6 protein-coding genes are annotated in these 20,543 nt (G+C 61.7%); 2 read left to right on the top strand and 4 right to left on the bottom strand.

Annotated elements, in window-relative coordinates:
• Position 1: 1 nt before the first annotated feature.
• The 4 genes from ACX93L_RS00030 to ACX93L_RS00015 form a co-directional block, all read right to left on the bottom strand.
• Positions 2 to 1,306 carry an HlyD family type I secretion periplasmic adaptor subunit gene (locus ACX93L_RS00030; RefSeq protein ID WP_459402946.1) on the bottom strand — a complete coding sequence of 435 codons (1,305 nt, stop codon included), beginning with the start codon at positions 1,304 to 1,306 and terminating at the stop codon, positions 2 to 4.
• On the bottom strand, positions 1,303 to 3,462 hold the full coding sequence (locus tag ACX93L_RS00025) for a type I secretion system permease/ATPase (protein WP_459402945.1): 2,160 nt from the start codon (positions 3,460 to 3,462) through the stop codon (positions 1,303 to 1,305). Before ACX93L_RS00025 ends, ACX93L_RS00030 begins: the two co-directional genes overlap by 4 nt.
• A gap of 18 nt (positions 3,463 to 3,480) precedes the next feature.
• Positions 3,481 to 4,923 (bottom strand): TolC family outer membrane protein, encoded by a 1,443-nt coding sequence (locus ACX93L_RS00020; protein ID WP_459402944.1) that lies wholly within the window; start codon positions 4,921 to 4,923, stop codon positions 3,481 to 3,483.
• A 562-nt stretch (positions 4,924 to 5,485) separates the two neighbouring features.
• A complete protein-coding gene (locus ACX93L_RS00015) occupies positions 5,486 to 19,000 on the bottom strand; it encodes a beta strand repeat-containing protein (RefSeq protein ID WP_459402943.1) in 13,515 nt (4,504 codons plus the stop codon).
• Positions 19,001 to 19,318: 318 nt separating this feature from the next.
• Here ACX93L_RS00015 and ACX93L_RS00010 point away from each other — a divergent pair, with 318 nt between their 5' ends.
• Both ACX93L_RS00010 and ACX93L_RS00005 read left to right on the top strand, forming a co-directional pair.
• A complete protein-coding gene (locus tag ACX93L_RS00010) occupies positions 19,319 to 20,236 on the top strand; it encodes a sugar kinase (RefSeq protein WP_459402942.1) in 918 nt (305 codons plus the stop codon).
• Between the two features lie 171 nt (positions 20,237 to 20,407).
• A partial coding sequence (locus ACX93L_RS00005) for an SDR family NAD(P)-dependent oxidoreductase (protein WP_459404111.1) occupies positions 20,408 to 20,543 on the top strand: 136 nt, incomplete at its 3' end.

Genomic DNA, 20,543 nt, shown 5'->3' with positions numbered 1-20,543 from the left:
CTCAGCGCTCCGTCAGCGCTTCGGCGCGCGCCCTGTTGATCGGCTTGAGGAGATAGCTGAGGATGGTCTTGCGGCCCGTCATGATCTCGACGGAGGCGACCATGCCTGGCATGATCGGATAGGACTTGCCGTTGCGCACCAGGTCGGAACGGTCGGTCTTCACCTGGACGAGATAATAGGTTTCACCCTTTTCCTTCTCGACCAGACTGTCGGCGGAAATATTGGCGACCTCCCCCTCGAGGCCACCGAAGATCGAGAAGTCATAGGCCGTGACCTTGACCACCGCCTTCTGGCCACGCCGGACGAAAGCAACGTCGCGCGGCGAGATCCGGGCCTCGATGAGCAGCGTATCCGCCGTCGGAACGACGCCAGCAATCACGCTGCCCGGATCGACATAGGCGCCGATGGTGTTGATGTCGAGCGTGTTGACGATGCCGTCGACGGGCGAGCGGATGTCGGTGCGCTTGACCCGGTCGGTCGCGCCGCGGATGGTCTCCTCGACGACCGAAAGCTCGGCGAGCGTCTGTGCCTTTTCGGCAAGCGCCTGCTGCTGGAGTTCGATCGAAGCGTCCTTGGTCAAAAGCTTCGCCTCTTCAACGGCGGCCTTGAGCCGTTCGACGCTCTCCTCATAGACCTTCAACTGGCCCTGCTGGTCGGCGAGTTCGCGCTGGATGCTGAGCAGCTCGGTTTCGGCGACGAGCTTCTTCTTGGCCAGCGGCTCCACGAGGTCGCGTTGCCTTTCGGCGCCTGCAATGTTTTCCTGGAGACGGGCAATATTGGCATGCGCCTCACTGAGCTCGTTGAGCTTCTGCTTGGTGCGCTCCTCCAGCACGCTGCTCTTCGTGTAATAGCTCGCCCGGTTGGCATCCAGCAGCTTCTGTTCGTTGTCGCAGACGGCCTTTGCAACAGAAAGGACATCAGCCGGACAGACGAAAGGCGACGTGTAATCGCCGGCCTCTTCCAGAGTGAGCCGCGCCACCTTGGCGCCAAGGGCCCGCGCCTTCGCGACCGACTCGCCCAGCGTCGATTCCGTGGTGATGTTCTGCAGCTGTACCAGCAGCTGCCCCTTGTGAACCACCTGCCCCAGGCTGACGGCTATGTCTTGAACGATACCCGCTTCCGAGGTCTGGACGATCTGCGTCTTGGAGACGGGGATGACCTTGCCTTCGCCGCGCGCAATCTCATCGATCTCGGCGATTGCCGCCCAGAGGATGAAACAGAAGATGCAGGCTGCGGAAAGCCCGAGGATCGCGCGCGCGAAGAGCGGCGGATGGTCGATGTTGGGGGTGGCGACGAAGGCGCTCATGCCGGCTCCGTCCTTCCACGCTGCATGGCCTCGATAACTGCCTTCTTCGGGCCGTCGGCCACGATACGACCCTTGTCGATCACGATTAACCGATCGACCAGCTCAAGCATGCTGTGACGGTGCGTGGCGATCAGCAGGGTCGTCTCGGGACCGAACGCATTGTTGAGCCGATTGATCAGATGGCGCTCGCTGGCCATGTCCATGGCGCCCGAAGGCTCATCGAGGAAGACGATCTTCGGACGGACGAGCAGAAGGCGGGCGATCGTGAGTGCCTGCTTCTGTCCGTTGGACAGATTGCTGCCGCGTTCACCGACCGGCATGTCGAAGCCGCGCGGATGGTTGGCGACGAAGAGATCGACGCCCGTCATCTTGGCAACTTCGAGCAACTCGTCGTCGGTCGCGTCGGCCCGCCCAATCAGGAGGTTCTCCTTGACCGTGCCCGAGAACAGTTCGGACGACTGGCCGGCAATCGCCACCGCCGCCCGGACTTCCGCCATGTGGTACTGCCGGATATCGACGCCATCGATCAGCACGCGACCGGAGGTCGGGAGGTAGAGCCCGTCCAGCAACCGGCCGATCGTGGTCTTGCCCGAGCCGATGCGGCCGATGATGCCGACCTTCTCACCGGGCTTTACCGAAAAGGACAGACCGTTGATCACCGGGAAATCGGAGCCCGGATACTGGAAGCTGACATTCTCGAAGCTGAAGGCGCCGGTGTGGATCTGGCGATTGACGAAACCGGCCGTCGAGGGCCGGTCGTCCGGCTGTTCCATGATCTTATCGAGGATGCGCAGCGACATGGTCGCCTGACGGAAGCGGGCAAGCGTCATGGCGACCTGACCAAGAGGGGCACCGGCCCGCCCGGACAGCATGACCGCCGCGATGATCGCACCCATGGCGATATTGCCGGCAGCAAATTCGTAGGCACCGGCCACGACGATCAGCGTTCCGGCCGCCTGCTGGATGAAGGTCGTCCAGTTTACCGCGTTCGACGAGATGTGCTTGATGTGCTCGCTGGTGCGGCTCGAATTCTTGGTCAGCTCCTGCCAGCGACGCAGCATGCCGGCTTCGGCACCGAGGCTCTTCACCGTTTCGATGGTGGAGATCGTCTCGACCAGCAGCGACTGTCGGCGTGACGCCTCGTTCGCCGCCGTCGCCATGCTCTTGCCGATCTGCGCCTGGGCAATCAGGCCGACGCCGACCGTCAGGAGGAAGGAAACAGCCGGAATGACCACAAGCCAGCCGGCGATCAGATAGATGACGAACAGGAAGACGAACACGAAGGCGCTATCGATCGCCACGCCGATGGTGTTCGAGGTGAAGAACTCGCGGACGAACTCGTATTGGGTGATGCGGTTCGCGTACTCGCCGGTCGACATCGGCCGGGAGGCGAGTGTCGAGTTCAGGACCTTGTCAAAGATCAGCTGCGACAGGCGCAGGTCCGCCTTGCGACCCGCATAATCGATCAGCGTCGCGCGCGCCGTCTTGAGAAGGAAGTCGAAGGTGTAGGCGAGCAGCACGCCGAAAGCGAGCACCCAGAGTGTCGGGATGGCCTTGTTCGGCAGCACCCGGTCATAGACGTTCATGGTGAAGAGCGGCGTCGCCAGCGCAATCACGTTGATGAACAGCGCCGCCACGATGACTCGCACATAGGTCCGCCAATAGGGGACGAGAGTCGTCGCCAGCCAGTGCCGCTTCTCGATCTCGACCGCGGTTCCGACGAGTGCCTCTTCCGAGGCATTCATGTAGAAGAGCGTGAAGCTGAAGGCGGCCTTTGGCTGGAGCTTGAGAAACTGCTCCGGCGACAGCCGGATCGGCGTTCCGTCCTTTGCGACGACATCGAGAAGACAGGTGCCACTCTCGTCCCGTTCCAGGACAGCAAGGATACGCCCCTCGGGAAACACGACGATTGCCGGGCACTCGAAATTGCCCGTCCGGCAATCACGCTCGGAAATCTTCTGGGTCTGCAGACCTATGCGTTCAGCCAATCGCTCGACATCATCAATGTCGAGCGATTCAGTCAGTTCATCGGGCAAACCCGAGAAGAGCACAGTGTCCGATGTTGGGCGGCCATAGTATGCTGCCACTGATTTGAAGGCAGCCCTGAAGGTCCGCAGCGGTACCGCGGTAGGGCTTTCCGAAACTATGTCCAACATCGCTATGCGACCGGTAGGTTACTGAGACCTGATTGGCGCGAGTAGATCGAAGGGAACGCCAGCGCTCTGGCGGGAATCGACCTCGACATACTGCGGCTGCGCCGCGGTCGCCGGGACGGAGAATTCCTGCCGTGCGTAGCCTTCACCCTGTTCGATCGGCTTCAGGTTCATCGTCTTCACGAGATTGCCGGAAGCGGCCAGGATTTTGTACTCGGCGAAGAGAGCCGCAAAGCGGGCGGTCTGGGCCAGGACACTGGTATTGAAGCGCGTGTTCTGCGCATCGAGAACATCGAGGAGCGACCGCTGGCCAACCTTGAACTGCTCGCGATAGGACGAAACGAGCTGGGCGTTGGTCGACGACTGCTGGCCGAGCGTACCGGCGAGTTCCGAACGGTTCTTGCGTTCGTTCCAGGCCGACCGCACAGCCTCTTCGACTTCGCGGTGGGTCTGGGCAAGGTTGTAGCGCTGCTCGCTGGCGCGGCGGATCTGTTCCTGCTCGCGCGCAGTGTCGATGCCGCCGCGGAAGAGGTTCCAGCGAGCGACCACACGGGCCTGAACGTCGTTGGTGTTGCCGTAGTCACCGTTGATGTCGTTGCCGGTAGAGGCGCTGACTTCGAAGTTCACCTTCGGCAGATAGTTCGCGCGGGAGCCCTTGACGTCGGCATCAGCCGCATCGATGTCGGCATTGGCCGAGAAGATGCGCGGGCTGTTCTTGGCGGCGATGACGATCGCATCGTCCAGCGTGCGCGGCAACGCCTTGGCAACGGAGCCCGGAACCTGCGGATTGGCGATCGGCTCGCCGACCACGGCGAGATAGCGGATCTTGGTCTGCTCCAGCTCCTGGTTCGCCTCGACCAGGCGCGCCTTCGCAGCTTCCAGACGTTCGCGGCCCTGCAGGCTGTCCGCGTCGGTCAGCGCACCGCCCTTGATGCCTTCGTTGATGTCGGACAGCATCTGCTGGTGGAAATTGCGGTTCTGCGCGGCAGCCGCGACGATTTCCGTCTGCAGGATGTATTCGAGATAGCTCTGCACCACTTCGAGGGCGAGCGATTCCGAACGTTCTACGACACGGAACGAAGCACCGTCGACGCGGGACGCCTGCTTTTCCACTTCGGAGCGGCGCGCCCCACCATCGAACAGCGTCTGCGTGATCGTCAGGCTGACGTCGGACGGCTTCAGATCGTCGTGATCGGAGGTCAGTCCGCCCGAGGAGGGACTGGCAAGCCTCCGGCGGCCGACGCCGGCCTCAAGATCGACGGACGGGAGATAGAGACCGCGCGCCTGGCGCAGCTCGAACTCGACCGCCTCGCGATTTTTCGCAGCCTGAAGAATTTGCGGATTGGTCTTCAGCGTCTTGTCGATCGCCTGCTTGAGCGTCGTGGCACTGGAGTAACTTCCACCCAACAAGCTCAGGGCGACGGCTGCAGACAATGCAACGTATACTCGGCTCTTCTTGTTCACCAGATTATCCCCATTTTTCCAGCACGCAGCACGAGCATAGAATTATTTCGGCCAGTCGCTAAATTCGCAAAAGCTCAACCGAAAGCTTCACACCCCTGTGCGCCTTCGCCAAGCTCCACTTTCGATCTAAGGACCCACCCCAATTGCTTATGCAACACGACCAGATTAAGCCGTTATCATTTCATTAAGCAAGCAGGATGTCCTTGTCCAGTTCTTTGTCCCCCGTTTGAAGGCCAATTCCTGAACAAGGTTAAATTCCAGAGTGGTTATAGATCAGCACCCGGAATAATCATTCGACCATTTTTGGGTCCGTACAACTTTGACCAGTCCAATTTTCGGGGAGTTGTATTCAAGTGACACTCACCCGGTCTTGGCCGGGAAAGGTGAAGCAATGACCAACAACCACAAGCTGAAAAGCATTGACGCACCGTCCGTAGCGGCGACCTGGCGCCCGTCCGCACTCCCACCGTGAGCGCGACCCCAACCATCTGTTTCCAAACGAAAGACCCGGCGACATCGTCGCCGGGTCTTTGTGCTTTCAGTCCAGTGAAACCGAGATCACTCAGGACGTGTGCGTGACGTTCGTCTGGTGGTGCTCGTCGTCGAACAGCACCTTGACCACCGAGGTGTAGTTCTGGAGGACTGCGACGTCGTGCCATTCGTTGTTGGCACCGACGCTGACCACGGTGTCGGAACCGACGACGGTCGTCTTAACGGCTGCCAGCGCATCCGCCTCGCTCGCCTGCTCGCCCAGCAGGCTGTCGAGCAGAGACGTGATGTCGAGCGTGTCGCCCTCGTCGGCACTGTAGTCCGTGATCACGTCGGCGACCGCGATGCCGTGGAGCGCGTCGGTGTCGAGCACGAAGGTGTCGGCCCCTGCCCCGCCGGTCATGATCGTCTGACCGAGCGCACTGGCGAGGATGTCGTCGCCGTCGGTGCCGATGAGCGTGGTGACATCAGTCGCACCGTCGTTCGAGATCGTGTCGAAACCGACCTCGACATAGGTGCCGGTCGTGCCGTCCTCGAAGGTGAAGGTGCCTTCAGAGAACACGGTCTGGCCGTCCTCGCTGCCGCTGACGGTGGTCGCGCCGAGCGAGATGCTCGAAACGCCGTGGTCGGTGAGGCTCGACAGCTCGCCGGCATCGCTGATGCCGTCATTGTCGCTGTCGATCCAGATCGACAGGCTGGAGAAGGCCGTGTCGTCCGCATCGATCTTGCCGTCGCCATTGCTGTCGAGCGTGGCGAGTGCCGCGATCCCGCTTGCATGGCTCCCGCCGTCGAAGCTCGGCGTAAAGATCTCCGAACCGTTGTCGATCACGCCGTCGCCATCCACGTCATAGGCGAGAATGCCGTCGTCGCTGGTCCAGGCGATCTGATCCTTGTCCCCGTCGGCATCGATGTCGAAGGCAACACCGTCACCGATCGACGAGAAGGTGAAGCCGTTGTGGTCGAGATCGAGGACGATGGGGTCGGTGGTCAAAGTGAAGGTGCTGTTACCGATGGAGGGAACCGTCACGACGTAGTCGTTTCCACCAACGGAGATCCGCACATAGTCGTTTCCGAAGCCGTTTTTGCCCGAAAGCGTATAGACGGTCGTCCAACCCGCCCCACCCGAAGCCGAGCCGTTCATGTCGACCTGAACAAGCAGATTGCTGCCCGAGTTGGTGACCCTGACGTAGTTACTGACACTGCCAGCGAAGGAGGAGATGAGATTGTTCAGGTCAATCTTGTCGCTCGACGAGCCCGTGCTGCTGTAATTGTAGTCATAGATTGTGTCGGCATTGTCCGAACTTGCTGTCTCCGTCCCCCAGACAAAAGTGTCCGCACCGCCGCTTCCATAAAGGTAATCGTTTCCTGCGCCACCCCTAATCGTATCAGCACCATCGCCACCGACGATGGTATTATCACCGGAAGAGCCGATGATCGTGTCCGCCACGTTGGTGCCTGTGATGTAGAACCCATCCGTCTGGTTGGAAAGATCAACTGTTGCACCCGAAGTTAACGTCACAAACTCGATATCGACAATCTGCCCATCGCTGGAACTGGTGAAGTTGGCGCCGAGACGCAGTTCGTCTGTATTACCATTGCCGCCGTCCAGGATAAGGTCGTCCTGGTCGCCGTAGAGAACATCTCCACCACTGCCGCCATACAGCTGGTCCCGACCGCCGTTGCCTCTCAGGGTGTCCTGGTTGGCACTACCAATCAGGATTTCATTCGCAGATGTTCCCAACAGATTCGCAGTGTTCTGGTAATCGACCGTCACGGCACCGCTATCGGAAGACGTTCCGTCCGTGACGGTGTAGTTGAACGAACCGTCCCACAAGCCGTTGTCATGGAAGGTTGTGTTGGTGCCCAGATGATCGGCAGCGTCTGAGGGCGACGTCGCGGTAACGCTGGTGATAGAAAGCGGATTGCCTTCCGTATCCGTGTCATTCATCAAGAGAGCAGCATCACGGACCGTGAAATTGCTCATGTTGGTGATGATCTTGTCGTCAACAGCCACCGGAGCCGCATTGGCTGTTATCACCGCCGCAGTCGCCGCGCTGGTCACGCTTTCATTGAAGCTCTGGCCGTCGGTATAGGTTGCCTGGACCGACATGACATGACCGGCATCCCCTGCACCAAGCGTATAGGTGGTACCAGTCGCGCCGGTATCCACGCCGTCACGCAACCAATGGTAAACGACGTTGGTCTTTGCACCGTCAGGATCTGCACCGAGCGTCACCTGGAGGATATCTCCAACCTTCGGAGCCGTCGCCGTCTGCGTGATGTCAGCAACCGTGATCGGGGCCGCACCGTCGTTGACGGGGCTGACGGCAACATTGACCGTCGCGGTCGCCGGAGCCGAGCCATCCTCGTTGCCGTCTTCCAGGCTGACACCGAACGAACCCGAGTTCGTTTCGGAACCATTGTGCTGGAAGCTCACGAGACCGGACTGGAGCTGGGCGCCAGTAAAGCTCGCTGCGGCAATACCGTCGACCAGGACCGTGCCGTTGACCGGGTTCGTGACCGTGAATGTCACGCCAGCCGGAACGTCATCGACATCGGTGAAGCCGAGGTCTGTCGCCGTGACAAGAACCGTGCCGCCTTCGTTGACGGCCAGGCCCAGATCGCCGGTAATCGTCGGCGCATCGTTCACCGCGGCGACCGGGATCGGAATACTGTAGCTGACCGTCTCGAAATCGCCGTTCGACGATTCCGTCGCTGTGATCGTGGTCGTCAGGTTGATCGTGCCACTCATATTCAGCGGCGGGGTGATGGTGAGCGAGTCGCGATTCCAGCCAGCGAGATCGATGCTAGTCGAGCCCGCTGTTGCGGTGAAGCTATTCGTTCCATCCGAAACCACGGCGCCGTCCGGGATCCCGGAGAGCGACACGGCCAGTGTCTCGGATCCATCGCCGTCGAGAAGCGTAGCATAGACCCTGAACGGGATCGCCGTATCTTCCTGCCCGGCAAGAGAGATCAGGTATCCAGTAGAGGGTACGTCCGCGACTGCGGTGACCGAGACCGGCAGGCTGACGACGGTTGTCGCGGTATCGCCACCGACACCTTCGGTCGACGTCGCGGTAACCGTCAGCGAGAAGTCTGCATCCGAATTCGCCGGCGGCCTGATCTTCAACGTGGCAAGGTTCCAGCCGACAAGGCTGACGCTGGTCGAACCCGTCATCGAGGGGAAGAAGTTGGTGCCGTCGAACAGGAGGGCCCCGACCGGAATGTCGGAGATCGAATAGCTCAGCGCTTCCGAACCGTCGATGTCCGTCAGAGCGCCTGTGAACTGCAGGCTGATGGCGGTGTCTTCGTCGCCGCTTGCCGGCGTGACCGTCACAGTCGGGGCATCGGCAACGCCCTGAACGTTGACACTGAGGTAGAGATCCCCCGACATGCTGTCACCATTCGCCGTTTCCGTTACGGTTCCCGTGACCTTCAGGGAGAAGTCCGTGTCGGAGTTCACCGGCGGCGTGATTGCCAGTGTGGACAGTGTCCAGCCGGCGATGTTGACGCTGGTGTTGCCGAGCATTGCCGTAAAGCTGTTGGTACCGTCTGAAAGCACGGCCCCAACCGGAATGTCGGAAATCGTAAACGTCAGGGTTTCGGAACCATCGGTGTCATAGAGGCTGCCCCAGATACGGAGCGGGATCGACGTATCCTCGTCGCCGTTCGAGTGCTGGATCCCGAACGAATAGCCATCGACCACCGGCGTTACGGTGATCGAGGCCGTGGCCGGCGTTGCGTCTTCCGCGCCGCCGTTGTCCACCGCGGCATACTGGAAGGTCGCGTCGCCGCTGTAGTCCAGGGTCGGGCGGAAGTAGACGGTCGATGCGTTGACAAGCTGGCCGAGGGTGATCGCGGTGGTCAGGGCCTGATCGGCATAGAGGATGCCGTTTGCCGGAAGGGTCTTGATCACGTAACCGGCGACGGTTCCGTCGATGTCGGCGCCCGAGAGCGTGACGGCAATGGTGCTGTCTTCGTTGCCCGAACCCGTGGCCGGGTTTGTGTCCGGCTTGTCGTTCACCGGCGTGACCGTGAACGAGACGGAACCGACATCGGTCTTGAAGTCGTCCGTGCCGTTGGTCTGGCCGTTGTCCCGGACCGTGTAGTTGAACGAGGCCGTGCCGTTGAAGTTCTCAGCCGGGGTGAACAGGATGTTCGTGCCGCTGATCACCGCGGTACCACCGACCACGTCGGAGATCGCCGTGATCGTCAGCAACTGGCCCGATTCATTGGCAGCACCCTTGCCGTCGCCGGCGAGCAGCGAGGCAAAGCTGATGGTCCGCACGCCGCTGTCTTCGGCAACCGGCGACAGGACGTCGTCGACAGCCGTCGGAGCGTCGTTCACCGGCGTGACGGTGATCGTCGCGGTCGCCGGCGTCGGGTCGGCGAGGTTGCCGTCGTCCTTCGCTGCATAGGTGAACGATACGGTACCGTTGTAGTCGGCGCTGGGCTTGAAGTAGACCGTTCCGGAGACGGTTGCGTTCTGGGCAATCGCCTGGGTTCCGGCGGCATCGCTGTAAAGCGTGCCGTTCGACGGCAGGGTCTTCACCACGAAGCCGGTGACCGTGCCGTCCACGTCGCTGCCGCTCAGCGTGACACTGATCAGCGTATCTTCGGCGCCCGAAGCCGTGACGGTGTTCGTCGACGGCGCATCGTTCACCGGAGTGACGTTGATCGTGATCGTCGAGGTATCCGTGAGCGCACCGCCGGTGCCGTCATTGCCACCGTCGTTGAACACGACGGTAGCAGTGCGAGCAGCGTTCGTCGGGTTGTCCGAAGTGGAGTTGAAGGCGATGGCTTCGAGCAGGGTCTCGACACGTGAAGACGTCGCGTTGCCGTTCAGGCTGACAGTGATAGTGCCACTTCCATTGCCGGAAATCTGGCCGATCGTCGTCCAGGCCCAGCTCTGGGGGCCAGTCTTGATCTGCACATTGTTGCCGTCCAGACGGATCCCGCTGTCGGCCACCAACACCAGGCTATCGCCCGGGACTGCCGTTGCGCCGAGCGAGACGCTGACGCTGCCGCCGGAGAAGTCGCTCGGGTTGTCCGGATCGGTCAGGTTGGCATTGCTCATCAGCTTGACCGCCGATGCCTGCTGCTCGGTATAGGCAACCGAAGCCGTCGCGGGCGTCAGAACCGGCGCTTCGTTGACGTTGTTGACCGTGACCTCGATGGTCTGGATATCCTCGCCGCCCTTGCCATCGCTGACCTTGACGTCGATCACATAGATGTTGTTGCCGTTTGAACCGCCGATATCCGACGGGTTTTCGTAGTTAGGCGCAGCCTTGAAGGTCAGGGCGCCGGTCACCGGATCGATGTTGAACTTGTTGAAGTCCGTTCCACCGGTATTGACGATCGAATAGGTGAGCGCCCCGCCATCGACGTCCGTGGCCGACACGCTGCCGACCGCGGTCGTATTCTCGTTGATAGAGAACGAGCGATAGTCGCTGCCGGCGAAGACCGGCGCGTCATTGACCGGTATGACGTTGACCGTGATCGTCGATGTGTCGGTGAGCGCACCGCCGCTGCCGTCATTGCCACCGTCGTTGAACACGACGGTCGCGGTGCGGGTGGCAGCCGTCGGATCTTCCGAGATCGACTTGAAGGCCACGGCTTCAAGCAGGGTCTCGACGCGCGCCGCCGTAGCATTGGCGTTGAACGTGACGACAAGGGCGCTGGTGCCGAAAGCACCGCTCGTCACCTGGCCGATCGTGGTCCAGCCGAAGCCGTTCCAGACCTGGACATTGCTGCCGGAAACCTGGACGCCGAAAGCATCGAGAACCAACTGGTCGCCGGCGACTGCCGTTGCGCCGAGCGAGATGCTGACGCTGCCGCCGACGAAGTCTGTCGGATTGTCCGGATCGGTGATCGTAACGTTCGAGAACAACCGGGCTTCATTGCCGTTTTCGGTGAAGGTGACCGAACGGGTATCCGGGCTCATGACCGGGGCATCGTTGACCGCCGACACGGTGATGTTGACCGTATCCACGTCGGTCTTGACGCCGCCGAGGCCGGTGTTGCCGTTGTCGCTCGTCGTGATCTTGAGCTGGTCCGCGCCGTTGTAGTTGGCCAGACCCTGGTACTTGAGACCATTGATGGCCGCATTGATGGCGGCAACCGTGCCGGTCACCGTGATCGTGTCGGTACCGTTGCCCGAAACCGTGAGACCGGCCGCTGTGACGAGGTTGAGCTTGCCGTGATCGACTTCCAGCGTAACCGTGAGGTTGCCGCCATTGGCATCGACGTCACCGACGGTGAGGCCGTTGAGGGTCAGGATCTGATCCTCGGCAACCGTCTGTGCGGTCGGAACCGTATTGACCGGAGCATCGTTGACCGCGTCGATCGCGATCTGCAGGCTGGAGGCGGCCGTGTCGCCGTCGCCGTCTACCAGAGTATAGGCGAAGTTCTCTGCCGTGTTGGTCGTCACGTCGGCCGGGGCAGCATAGGTCCAGGCACCGGTTGCGAAGTTGAAGGTCAGGTGTCCGCCAAGCGTCGTCACGAGATCGAGTGCTGCTCCGACGATCGTACCCGTCGCGGCACCCGACTTGGTGATGGTGGTCGCACCATCCCAGGCATAGGTCACGCCGTCGACGGTGATCGAGGCGATATGGCCGCCATCGGCACCGAAGCCGTCGTTGCTCAGCACATTGCCACTGGCGCTGGTCGCCGCCGGCGGGGTCGCGGCCGTTGCGAGAAGCGTGGCATTGTTGCCGGTGGTGATGACGATCGGATCGCCGGTCTGGTGGGCGACGTCCTTCAGATCGTTGTCGTTGACGGCAACACCCGTGCCCACGCCGACGGCATAGGACTTGATGTGGTTGGCATCAAGGAAGTTCTCCCATGCCTGACGCTCGGCGGTGGTCAGATCATCGCTGTCGCTGACATCGCCGTCCGAGAAGAAGTAGACGGAGGTGGTGCCGGCCGGCGGCGGATTGGAAGCCGCCTGGATGGCCGCAATCGGGTTGCCGTATTCCGTACCGCCGTTCGGGCCGGGGAAGGAACCGCCGTTGATGAAGTCCAGCGCCTGTTGCTTGGTCATCCAGACCGACGTGTTGGCATTGTCGGCAAAGGTGACGATCAGAACCTGAGCTGCGTCGGAGGCATTGATCAGGTTGATCGCAGCCTGTTTCGCCACAGCGAGGCGCGAGGCGTTGCCAGGGGCGCCGCCGTTGGCATCGTCACCCATGCTGCCCGACACGTCGAAGGCAAAAATCAGATTGTTCGAAACGGTCGGCGAGGCCTCCGTCACCTTCGCGGTTTCAGCACGTGCAACCGGCGTGTCATCGTCCATGTTGACGGTCAGCGTACCGGTCGCGACGTCGTTGTCGCCGTCCGTGACGCGGTACTGGAACGAAACCTCGAGGTTGTCTTCCGTGCCCGAAGTATTGTGCTTCACCGTAGCAAGCTGGGTGATCTCATAAGCACCCGTGGCGGTATCGGTAATGACGGCCTTGAAGACCGCAACCGCAACACCACCCTGCAACTGGGTGATGGTCATCGTCTTGCCGTCGGCCGACAGATCGTACCAGAAACCGAAGGGCAGGCTCAGACCGTTCGGAGCCCAAAGGACCGAGGCTGTGCCGTCGGCACCGCCGCTGTGCGCGAGCGTGCCGGAGAGCACGGCGGATTCAACGTCGTCGCCCGTGCCGCCTGCGATGCCGTTCAGCAACGCATCGTCATCGAGCTGGATGACCGGATTGGCGCCGACCGTCGGGGTGTCGTCATCGACATTGATGCTCAACGTCCCGGTGGCAAGGTCGTTGTCTCCGTCCTTGACGAGGTAGGAAACGGTGAACTGGACATTGTCTTCGGTACCGGGGATCGTGCCCTGCGGATGGTCGATCGGGGCAACCTGGGAGACCGAATAGGCACCGGTTGCCGTGTTCGTGATCGTTACGGTAACGACGGGGACATAACTGCCGCCCTGGAGCTGGGTGATCGTCATGACCTTTGCGTCAGCCGACACCGAGTACCAGAAGCCGCTGGGGAGCGTCAGGCCGGCGGAAGACCACAGCACGGACGCAGTGCCGTCGGCGCCGCCGTTGTGCGCCAAAGTGCCGGTAAGTGCCGCGCCGTCGATGTCATCGCCGTTGCCGCCGGCATTACCGCCGAAACGAACGTCCTCGTCCAGTTGAACAAGCGTGTTGGCGCTGACGCTCGGACCGTCGTCTTCGAAGATCACCTTGTCACCGATCGAGACCGACTTCTCGACGACGTCGCCGTCATAGTCGGTCGCCGTGTAGACAGCCGAGATCTTGTTGGCGAGGTTGACCGCTTCGTCGTAGGAGCCGGTATTGCCCTGCTTCAGCGACAGATACTGCGCGACGCTGACCTGGCCGTTCGGCTCGATTGCAATCGCGAAAGCGGCAACCCCACCCGGAATGCGACCGACCACGATACCGTTCTCGAGAGAAAGCGTGATCGCCTGGCCATCGGTGGTGAAGAGGCCGGAAGCGGCGCTGTCGATCCGCAGAGTCAGGCTGGTGGTGACGCTATCGTCCGTTCCACCGCTGAGGGTGGTGTCGACGACGTCACGCGTTGCATAGACCGGGCCGCCGAGGTCGGCGTCAGTACCCTTGGTGGTCACGCCCGAGAACAGGTTGGCCACGGCCGGAGCCGTCGTGTCATTGTTCTGGATGTCGGCCGTCTCGTCGATCGTGACGCTCCCGACGGCGCTGATCGTCGTGACCGGCATGTCGTCGCGGATGGTGACAGTGAACTTGCCGGCAAGGTTGACCGCATCGCCGTCGCCGTCCGTGGCGTTGATGACAGAACCGAAGTCGATGCCGGCAATCGAGCCGGTTGCCGTCTTCAGCGCGGTATTTTCACCGTTGCCCGAGACGTGATCGACCTGATCGTACTGACGGAATGTGTACTCGCCGGTCTGCGGGTTGAGCGTGAGCGACATGACCGGACGATAGCCCGGGCCGGGAAGATCGACATAGCCGAGGATCGCGCCATTGACGATCTCGAAGACCACCGCGCCACCCTGAGACGTCAGGCCGAGATTGGTAAGGATCGCCGTTGCGTTGGCAGCAAACGAGAAGCCGCCACCGCTTGCCGCACCATCGGCACCGAATGCTACGACAGGCGCCAGCGAACCGCTGACGGTCGCGGCCAGACCTTCGCCGACGAAGGAATGCTGGGAAAGCGAGCCGTCGGCGCTGCCATCGCTCGGTGAGGTGCCCACAGAGAGCGTGTTCAGGATGTCGTCCTCGTCGGACGTCACGGAAACGGTGCTGCCGGTAAAGCGTGGACCGTCGTCTTCAAAGACGACATGGCCACCGATCGAAATGGACTTCACGACGGTATCGCCGTCGTAGTCGGTCGAGGTCAGAACCGCCGAGATCTTGCCCGAAAGGTCGATGCCTTCGTCGTTGGAAGCGGTGTCGCCATGCTTCAGCGACAGGTACTGCGCGACGCTGACCTGTCCGTTCGGCTCGATCGTCACGGCAAATGCCGCGACGCCGCTCGGAATGCGGCCAACCACGATGCCATTTTCAAGCGACAGGGTGATCGGCTGGCCATCCGTCGTGAAGAGGCCGGAAGCGGCGTTGTCGATGCGCAGCGTCAAGCTGGTCGTGACGTTGTCGTCCGCGCCGCCGTTTACGGTGGTATCGATTACGTCGTCGCTCGCATAGATCGGACCCTGCAGATCGCCGTCCGACCCCTTGTTCGAAACGCTGTTGAACAGCCTGCGGACGTCGGAGTCGATGGTATCGTCATTCTGCCGCTGGATCGTTTCGTCGATCGTGACCGTGCGATCAAGCGTGATCGTCGTCTCCGGCATGTCGTCGCGGACGGTGACCGTCAGCTTGCCGGCAAGGTTGAGCACATCGCCGTCGCCATCGGCAGCCTCGATGACGGCACCGAAATCGATACCCGCGATGGAACCAGAACCGCTCTTAAGCGCCGTGTTCTCGCCGTTGCCGGCGACATGGTCGAGCTGGTCATACTGATTGAAAATGAATTCGCCGGTCTCGGGGTCGAGCGTCAGGGACAGCACGGTACGGTCGAGCACCGGCTGGTATCCGCCAAAAGCGTTGTTCACATAGCCGACGATCGCGTCGCCGACGATCGTGAAGACGACTGCGCCACCCTTCGACGTCAGGTTCAGGGCGTTGAGCGTCGCAACGGCATTGGCAGTGAAGGAGAAGCCGCCACCGGCAGCCTGGCCGTCGGAGCCGAAGGAAACGCTCGATTCAAGTGAACCGGAAACCGTGGCTGCGCCGTACCAGGTGGTCTGCGAGCCATCGGCGCTGCCGTCGAACGGATGATTGCCCGAAGACAGCAGGGTGTTGATGTCATCTTCGTCAACCGTCACCGAAACGGCTTCGCCCGGTGCCGGGATATCGTCGACGACGTCGACAACGAAGCTTCCGGTCGCGGTGTCGCCATCACTGTCAGTCGCGGTGTAGTTCAACGTCAGCGACAGCGTGTTCTCGCCGCTGCCCGATGCATGATCGAGCGGCTGCACCAGAGTGAAGGAATATGAACCGCGATTGCTGGCATCGGAGAGCGTGGCGTAGAAGACAACGTTGGCGGAGCCCTCGCCGGTCGCGGCAGTCGGAGCCGTGCCGCCGACATAGCCAACCAGCGTGCCGTCTTCCAGGGTAGCGGTGTGGACTGCGCGGCCGAGCGAGCTCAGCGCATCGTCAGCAGCACCTGCAACGGTAACCGTCGCATTGGTGAAGGCGACCGAACGATCGCCGAGGCCGCCAGATCCGTTGTTGGCATCATCCGCGCCCCAGCGGATCGCAAGGCTGCCCGTGGCGACCGCGGACAGTTCATCGGCTGCCTCGTCATTGCCGCCATTGACGGCTTCGTCTTCAACGGTACCGCGCGTGCTTTCACCGACATACGGACTGTCGTCGTCGATGCCGACGCTGAAAGACGAGGTGAAGCTGTCACCGTCGCTGTCGGTCGCCGTATAGCTGAACGGCAGGATGACGTTGTTCTCGCCACCGCCGACCGGATGGTCGATCACGTCGTTGAGATCGAAGCGGAACGAACCGCTGCCCTGGTCAGAAAGCGATACGGTGAACACCACGCGCTCGCCGGCAGTCGCGGTGATAACGGCACCGTTCGCCGACAAGGTGTAGGTAACCGCATCACCCTGCGAAGTCAGGCCAAGCGCGACGAGCGAGGCGATGGCAGTCGCACCGAAGGTGACCGAGCGGTCGCCGTCGCCGACCGAGGTGCCACCGTCGACGACGGTGTTCGAGTCATCGGAGCCCCAGGAAATCCCGAGGCGACCATGGACGGTCGTCGCATCGCCATCTGCATCGAGGCTGCCATCGGTCGCGGTGGCATTATCCCCTGCGCCGGCGCTACCATTGCCATTGGCGAGGTCACCACCCAGGACGGAGAGATCGCTTTCGTCGACGATCGCGTTGACGAGCGGGCCCGCAGCACCGGCCTCGATCTGCAGGCTCCAGTCACGGAGCGTACCGATGTCACCGGCAGCGTCATCATTGATGCGCAGCGTCCAGGTTCCGGCCATGTCCTTACCATCGAGCAGCGAAAGCTGATCGATAACGGGACGCCAGGTTCCCGAGAACGGTGCCGAAGCCGAGCTGAAGGACTGTGCGGCCTCGTCATCGAAGGTGATTACGCCATTGGGGTCGCCGCTGCTGCCTGCATCGTTGACCAGCCGCACCTCGGTGCCATCCGGCCCGACCAGAAAGATCTCGAGATCGGCCATAAAGGTGTGAGTGAGATTGATCGAAATGTTTACATCGACAATCGTGCCGCCCGTCGGCACTTCGATGGTGGACGTGATCAGTCCCGCATCGCCTACAGCCGGGATGCGCATATTGATCGGACCGGAAGAGAACGTCTCCGTCGTCGTCGGATCACCTGAAACGAAACCGTCATTGAAGCTATGGAGTGCCGTCTCACCTTCGACCGGGCTGTCGTCGTTTACATTGACCGTGAAGCTCGAAGAACCGGAATCCCCATCCGAGTCAGTCGCCGTGAACTTGAACTCGAGTGAGAGGTCGTCTTCACCGCTGGAATCCGGATGATCGAGATTGCCGTCGAGTTCGAAGACATAGGAACCGTTGCCGGTATCCGACAGCGTAACCTTGAAAACCCAGCCCTCGACCGGGGACTCCTCGAGAACCCGCGCGCCTTCGCCGCCGATCGGCGGCAGCTCGATCTTGCCCTCCTTGAAGGCGTAAAGGGTCGTGCCGTCGTCAGACAGCTTGTAGGTCAGCGCGACACCGTCCGAGGTCAAACCTTGCGCTTCGAGCTGTGCGATGGTGTCGGCGGTAAAGACCACACTGCGGTCATTGGCAACATCGGTCTGGCCGCCGTCAACGACGGCGTTTCCGTTGTCGGCGCCCCAGTCGATGTTCAGGCTGCCGCTGGTGGTCGTGCCATCGCTGGGTTCGTCAGCGAACAGACGCAACTCCTCGGCGGGTTCGTCACCGCCGGTATCGCCACCGGTCTCATCGCCGTTGCCGTTCCAGAGATAGTCCTCGTCGACGGCACCGGTGTCAGCTTCGCCGAAGACCGGCGCATCATCGCCGATGTCGACGAAGGCGTCGCCGATGGCGGTGTCGCCGTCGTTGTCGGTCACGGTGAAGGTGAAGTGCAGTCGCAGCAGGTCCTCGACGCCGGTTTCACCGACATCCGGATGGTCGAGCGAGGCGGACTGGATAAAGGTGAAGGCGCCCGTGACGACGTCGGTGACGGTCAGGGTGAACACCACGACGTCGCCGGCCATACCGGTCAGCGTCAGGCCGTCGGCGGAGGCGGTCACGAGGACCGGAACACCGCCATGCGTGAGAGAAGTCGCCGCGCCGGCGCCGGCGACCGCTTCGTCGCGGTTCAGCGTCTCGACATAGGCGATCGAGGTAATGACGCCGTCATCACCGCCGCCGTCGAAACCGAATTGCCCCTTTACGACCTGGCTTTCGAAGTCGCCTTTGATGTCCGCGTTTTCGAGGAGCGAAATCTCGGTAACGCCATCGATTTCCGGCACCGGATCCCGCGACTCTTCAATGTTCGAAAACGCATCGAAGGTCAGTTCGGTATTGCCCAGCAGCGAAGCGAGCGGGCCGGGACCGAGATCCGGAGTGGGCAGACCGTCATCGAATTCGGCACCCGAGCTGCCGGGACCGGCGCCGGCAACCGAGTAGCTGCCGTCCGGGCCGGCCGCAACGTCGATACCGTCCTGTTCCAGGACAGCCAGGACTACCTGCTGGGGAACTTCGACGTCATCGATCAGGAAGGTCGGGATGCGCAGGGCACCGTTGACGATGGTGATTTCCGTCCCGTCGGCCTGAACGAGGATCAGGTTGTTGCCGTCAACGCGGATTTCGTCGACCGTGACATTCGCCGGCAGACGGGCGACGTTGTTCTGGTCCGGCACAACTTCCTTGGGCAGTTCGGCCACCGGAGCGTTCTCGGCGGGGAGCCGGTCGGACTTCGGCGGGGCTGCTTCGTTGGTCGCTTGGGCAACCTCGACTCCGGCCACGGCCTGATCGCGCGCTTGACTTTCGTCCTGAATCTCCGAGCTCACGTCGAGCAGTGCATTTTCCGCATCGACCGAAGAAACGTTCAAATCATCAATAGACATATCGGCTCACCTTTTCACAGGAACATGGCCGAACTCAAATACCCGCGCCGGAATGAATGCAACACTTCCTTAACCAACAGGCATATCGGGTTATGCCTACACCCAGAAAAGGCTAAAACGGGGTTAATTTCGGGCCGGTATTGTCGAAACAACGCATACTTAGTGACCGCAAGCATCGCGAGGTGACGCGAGAACAATACTGTCGGCAACTGTGATCGAGGGAGGCAGGGCGATCACAAGTCGCCCCGTCACCAGAAGGCACGGTGACAATTCTCGCGTTCCCTGCGATATCGAGGCAGCGCAACGGGAGCGAGACGAATGACCAAACGAATGCTGTCGATCGGTGAATGCATGGTGGAACTCATGCAGGCCGAAGGCGACCTCCTGCGCAAGGGCTTCGCCGGCGACACGTTCAACACGGCCTATTACGCGCGCCTCTTCCTGCCCGCCGACTGGTCTGTCGACTATCTGACCGCCGTCGGCACCGACAAGATCTCGGACGAGATGCTGCATTTCATGGAAGGCACCGGCGTCGGCACGAGCTTGATCCGCCGGATCGAAGGACGTTCGCCCGGCCTCTATATGATTCACCTCGACAACGGCGAGCGCAGCTTCTCCTACTGGCGCTCGGCCTCGGCCGCCAAGGCGCTCGCCGACGACGCCGATCACCTGCGCAAAACCCTTGACCAATCGGACGTCATCGCCTTTTCCGGCATCACACTGGCGATCCTCGCCGAGGACGCGGCGGAGAGGCTCCTCGGCGAACTGCACAGGGCAAGGAAGGACGGCAAGCTGATCGTCTTCGACCCCAACATCCGCCCGCGCCTCTGGTCGGACAAGAAACGAATGCTGGAGACGATCACCGCGGGCGCGAAAGCAGCAAGCCTCGTCATGCCGAGCTTCGATGACGAGGCGACGCATTTCGGCGATGCGGATCCTGCTGCCACGATCGCCCGCTACCAGAAAGCCGGCGCCGACGGCGTGATCGTCAAGGACGGGGAGCATGGCATCACGATCGGCCTGACCGGCGAACAACCACTGTTCGTCGCGGCGGCCAAGGTCGGCAGAATCGTCGATACGACGAGTGCCGGCGACAGCTTCAACGGCTCCTTCCTCGCCCGCTATGTCCAGGACCGGAATGCGCGGGCCGCCGCGGAATTCGCCGCGCGTGTCGCAGCGGCGGTCATCGGCCACCACGGCGCTCTTGTGACGAAGGACAAGCTCGACATCGCCTGACCCCATTCGACAAGAGCCTCGTTCACGGGCCGGAAAAGGCCCGAGACGCTTTCCACGAAAACCGTACCGAAAATCCGCGGAGAGAGGTTGCGCTCGCAATCAATCGGCGTCAGATTGACGGCGCTTCAAAAGAAGTCTGACAACATGACAACGCAGGAGGAGCCTTCCGTCATGCCGTCTCTGCAAAACAAACGAGTCGTCGTGACGGCCGCCGGCCAGGGGATCGGTCGTGCGAGCGCGCTTGCCTTTGCGGCGGCCGGTGCGCGGGTGCTGGCGACCGACATCAACGAGGCGGCGCTCGGAGAGC

It is taken from the genome of Rhizobium sp. CAU 1783 (assembly GCF_054551725.1).
Note: the sequence above shows the minus strand (reverse complement) of the source record. Positions and strands in the feature narration are given on the sequence as shown.

What these genes read in the sequence shown, in the direction of transcription:
- ACX93L_RS00030 (WP_459402946.1), bottom strand. Translation starts at nt 1,306, where the DNA reads ATGAGCGCCTTCGTCGCCACCCCCAACATCGACCATCCGCCGCTCTTC.
- ACX93L_RS00010 (WP_459402942.1), top strand. Translation starts at nt 19,319, where the DNA reads ATGACCAAACGAATGCTGTCGATCGGTGAATGCATGGTGGAACTCATG.
- ACX93L_RS00015 (WP_459402943.1), bottom strand. Translation starts at nt 19,000, where the DNA reads ATGTCTATTGATGATTTGAACGTTTCTTCGGTCGATGCGGAAAATGCA.
- ACX93L_RS00025 (WP_459402945.1), bottom strand. Translation starts at nt 3,462, where the DNA reads ATGTTGGACATAGTTTCGGAAAGCCCTACCGCGGTACCGCTGCGGACC.